The 3,139-nt window shown below is 59.5% G+C and carries 3 protein-coding genes; all 3 read right to left on the reverse strand.

Translation table 11 applies throughout. The annotated features are described in order from the left end of the window. Window positions 1-1,079 (reverse strand): ABC transporter substrate-binding protein (locus D8V06_RS08975; RefSeq protein ID WP_130930818.1); only part of this gene is annotated, 1,079 nt, incomplete at its 3' end. A gap of 364 nt (window positions 1,080-1,443) precedes the next feature. After that, on the reverse strand, window positions 1,444-2,727 hold the full coding sequence (locus D8V06_RS08980; RefSeq protein WP_130930819.1) for an FAD-binding oxidoreductase: 1,284 nt from the start codon (window positions 2,725-2,727) through the stop codon (window positions 1,444-1,446). A gap of 158 nt (window positions 2,728-2,885) precedes the next feature. Continuing rightward, a partial coding sequence (locus D8V06_RS08985; protein ID WP_130930820.1) for an aldehyde dehydrogenase family protein occupies window positions 2,886-3,139 on the reverse strand: 254 nt, incomplete at its 5' end.

Raw genomic sequence — 3,139 nt, forward strand, 5'->3', positions numbered from 1 at the left:
ACGTAGTCGGAGACTTTCAGGTCGCCCTTGCTGTCCCAGGTCTTCTCGCCCATGACGGTCTTGACCGGGTTCTTCTTCAGCCACTCAGCGGCTTTTTCGCCACTGTTGGACTTGGCGCCGTTGAAGGCTGCAGCCAGGGTTTGCACCGAAGCGTAGGCGTACAGGGTGTAGCCTTCAGGCTCGGTACCGGCCTTGCGGAAGGCGTCTACCACGGTCTTGCTGTCTGGCAGCAGGCGAGGGTCGGCACCGAAGGTCATCAGCACGCCGTCAACGAATTGCGGACCGCCAGCGGTGGTCACCAGTTCGTCGGTCACGATGCCGTCGTCGGACATGAACTTGACGTCTTTGAGGCCTTGTTCACGCAGTTGACGAACCAGAGGGCCGGCTTCCGGGTGCAGACCACCGAAGTAGACAACGTCAGCGCCAGCGCCACGGATCTTGGTCACGATGGTGCTGAAGTCTTTCTCGCCACGGGTCAGGCCTTCGTACAGCACAGGCGTTACGCCGCGCTTGACCAGTTGAGCCTTGGTGGCGTCAGCCAGGCCTTGGCCGTAGGTGTCCTTGTCGTGCAGCACGACGACTTTCTTGCCCTTGAGCACGTCGACGATGTAATCGCCGGCCACGATGCCCTGCTGGTCGTCACGACCGCACATACGGAACATGGCGCTCAGGCCGCGTTCGGTAACCTGTGGGTTGGTGGAGCCTGGAGTAATGGCGATGATGCCCGCTTCGTCGTAGATCTCGGAGGCCGGGATGGTCGACGAGGAGCAGAAGTGACCGACGACGCCGGCCACTTTCTGGTTGGTCAGGTCTTTGGCGACCGTCACAGCCTGTTTCGGTTCGCAGGCGTCATCGCCCTTGACCAGTACGATTTTTTCCCCGTTAACCCCGCCCGCCGCGTTGACCGCATCGGCCGCCGCCTGTGCACCCTTCATGTACTGTTCGCCAAATGCCGCGTTGGCACCGGTCATTGGTCCCGCTACGCCGATCTTGATGTCAGCCTGAGCAAACGCAGAAACACCCAGCGCAGTTGCCACTGCGAGGGCCAGAAAGCCTTTCTTGTAAAACGTCTGGGACATGAGGTGGTGCTCCAAGGTTTTTTTTTAATTGGCACTGCGACTTCACTGAATGCTCAGAGCAAGGGCCGTGCCATCGGTTTTTTATTCTGAAAAAAGTCGCTGCCTTATTGTTTTTTCGACTGTTTCGAGCCCATTTTCATTGGGCGTGCAACCGTCTAAACCGCGGAAGGTAAAACCATTTTTTATTTGAGGCGCAACCCGCCTGCGCCATCATTGCAACCGCGGCTTTAAACGACGTGCAACCAGCCTGTAACAACGTGCGTCACCGAAGTGCACACTGCTGGTGCGGGACTGCTACAACCCGCACCACTACAGGCTAGCTGCTGATCTAAAAAGCGCCGCTTTGCGCTGCAAAATTCCACATTCAGATAACGATCCGCAGGCACTGGCCCGCGTGATACAGCGAAAACCCCGCTTCGTACAGGTAACTGCGCAACCCTGCTGCGGCCAATGGCTGCATGGGCGCGAAGGGAATCGGCAGCGCTTGAGGATTTCCGTTACACAAGTAATCTGCGAACGCTTTGCCCACCACCGTTCCGGTGGTCACGCCACGACCGTTGTAACCGGTGACTGCCACTAAACCGGGCGCCGGTTCGAACAGGCGCATCAGATGATCGGGAGTAAAAGCGATGCATCCGGTCCAGGTGCATTCCCATTCGACCGGTTTGAGGTAAGGAAAATAATGCTGCTGCACCCGGTCGGCCCAGGCTTTGAGAAACCAGGTCGGCTTCTGATTGCCATTGCCCAGACTGCCCAGCAGCAGGCGACCGTCCTTGTCACGACGAATGCTGCTGAGCACTTGCCGGGTGTCCCAGGAACCCTGGCCACCGGGCAAGATTTGCTGAGCGGCGTCTTCGGTCAGCGGCACCGAAGCCACCTGATAGTAGTAACCGGGGAAAAAGTTACGCCGCAACTCAGTCCAGTCGCCTTCGGTATAGGCATTGGAGGCGATCACCACTTGCTCGGCCAGCACCGAACCCTGTGCAGTCTGCACCGACCAGCGCTGCCCCTGACGTTCGAGTCGGCTGACGGGTGAATGATCGAACAATTGACCACCCAGACCAATGGCCGCCTTGGCCAGCCCCGTGGTATAGGCCATCGGGTTAAGCGTACCGGCACGCCGATCGAGCAGCGCGGCGGCAATTTTTTTGGTGCCGGTGGCTTGTTCGCACGCTTGACCGGTGAGCAGTTCCACCGGCGCACCGCGACGTTTCCATTGTTCTTCACGACTGCGCAAGTCGGCTTCGCCGCGGGCGTTGTGCGCCATGTGCAGCGTGCCTTCGCGGCGCAACTGGCAATCGATGTTGTATTTATCCACAAGGCTGAACACCAGGGATGGCGCCGCACCGAGCATGCGGTTGAGCTGGCTGCCGACCTCAGTGCCAAAACCGGCTTCAATCTCGTCCGGGGGAATCCACATGCCCGCGTTGACCAGCCCGACGTTGCGCCCCGAGCCGCCATGCCCGGCGCGATGGGCTTCCAGCACGCAAACGGTTTTGCCCTGTTCCAGCAGATGCACCGCCGCCGACAAACCGGTAAACCCGGCGCCGATGACGCAGACATCGACCTTCACTTCCCCCTTGAGCGCCGCGTTGTCGGGCCTTTGCGGCGTCAGTTTTTCCCACAGACACTCTTCGCGTAACGGCATTGCCAGACTCCAACAGAAACCTAACTAACACACCATTTACCTGTGGGAGCGGGCTTGCCCGCGATAGCGTCAGCACCTTCAACATCCAGGTGACTGACCGATTGCCATCGCGGGCAAGCCCGCTCCCACAGTGATCTTCATGGGTTCAAAAGTTGTATTTAATCGAACGTGATGCCCTGGGCCAACGGCAACTCCAGCGAGTAGTTCACGGTGTTGGTTTGACGACGCATGTAGCCGCGCCATGCATCGGAGCCCGACTCACGGCCGCCGCCGGTTTCTTTCTCGCCACCGAACGCGCCGCCGATTTCCGCACCGCTCGGGCCGATGTTGACGTTGGCAATGCCGCAGTCACTGCCTACCGCCGACATGAACTGCTCGGCTTCACGCACATCGGTGGTGAAGATGCACGAGG

The sequence above is a fragment of the Pseudomonas sp. Sample_24 genome, assembly GCF_004307605.1.
Classification (GTDB): domain Bacteria; phylum Pseudomonadota; class Gammaproteobacteria; order Pseudomonadales; family Pseudomonadaceae; genus Aquipseudomonas.

Coding starts and splice junctions, on each gene's coding strand:
- D8V06_RS08980 (WP_130930819.1), bottom strand. CDS start 2,727: ATGCCGTTACGCGAAGAGTGTCTGTGGGAAAAACTGACGCCGCAAAGG.